This window comes from Planktothrix paucivesiculata PCC 9631, from assembly GCF_900009265.2.
GTDB lineage: Bacteria > Cyanobacteriota > Cyanobacteriia > Cyanobacteriales > Microcoleaceae > Planktothrix > Planktothrix paucivesiculata.
The window spans coordinates 7,307-8,338 of record NZ_LR734977.1; the positions used below are offsets into that span (position 1 = coordinate 7,307).

Sequence of the window (1,032 nt, forward strand, 5' to 3'; positions counted from 1 at the left end):
TCAATAAAAAACAATTCCTTATTAGAAAATATCAAATCTTCTAAGTATTTCTTAGCTTCTTCTCCCCACTTGGTTCCTTTTTCGGGGCAATCAATCCATCGACATCTTGAATTAATTACTCCTTTTCGATGAATTATCCTGATGGTGTCTGCATCAATAATTGAATGAATCCTTACGGGAATTAGTACCATAAAAACCTCAATATTTTTCAAAAATAATGCGATATTTTTATTCTATATCGAATGTTGCGACTTTCCAACCTTGATAGGAACTTGACCAAACGTAGAGACATAAATTAATAAATATCTCTCTATCTCTACGACTCTTTTGATGTTCCTGTTGATAATAATTTTTGAGGTCACTAATAGTAAATGTTTCCTCAGCAACAACAATATTCCCATTAAGAAGATAGAATCTGATTCTTGAGTTTTCAGAAATCATCATAATATTATTAATCCTGTAAAGCTACTATTGATGGGAGTTTAACAGGTTCACCTAAATAAATTGGAGCGTCCGAAACCAGAACTTTAACATAACTTTCTCCCTTATGAACCTTAAACCAAGTAACTATCGGGGGTTGAATAATCCGCATTGAATCATCAACAATTATTTCCGCCCGTACCATGCCGTCCAATATCGGTTTTAAGGTTGCTGGCAAATTATCTGCTGGGTCAATTTGTCTTTTTAAGTACCAATAGACCTCTAACCAAACTTTACTATGAAATTGAGTTTTTCCCAAACAAATTGCCTCACAATCTTCTGTCCAAGCCTTCTTGTCTGCTGCTGATTTATACGGATTACTTCTGGCTGATGCTATTATTTTATTCAAACTTGGTGGCAATGGAAAGATTAGTTTTTCTATCATAATTCTCTACAACCCTAAATCAATAATCGAACAAACTACTAAAGAAAAGACGGGATTATTATTTTCAAAATAATGTGGGTAAAGCTGCATGAAGTTCTCGATAAAATCCTCAAGTAAATCATCATAACCAGAACTAAAAGTTAACTTCCCACTTTCTTCAAAACAAT

General features: G+C 33.3%; 2 protein-coding genes. Both read right to left on the reverse strand.

Annotation, left to right across the window (positions count from 1 at the left end; all coding sequences use genetic code 11):
• Positions 1–191, reverse strand: a 191-nt coding sequence (locus tag PL9631_RS26570; protein WP_407947564.1) for a thermonuclease family protein, incomplete at its 3' end; no start/stop codon positions are given.
• A 260-nt stretch (positions 192–451) separates the two neighbouring features.
• A complete protein-coding gene (locus PL9631_RS00010) occupies positions 452–865 on the reverse strand; it encodes a RusA family crossover junction endodeoxyribonuclease (RefSeq protein WP_083615998.1) in 414 nt (137 codons plus the stop codon).
• Positions 866–1,032: the final 167 nt, after the last annotated feature.

Bases quoted from the DNA above. Each gene is read 5' to 3' on its own strand.
- PL9631_RS00010 (WP_083615998.1), bottom strand. From the start codon at position 865: ATGATAGAAAAACTAATCTTTCCATTGCCACCAAGTTTGAATAAAATA.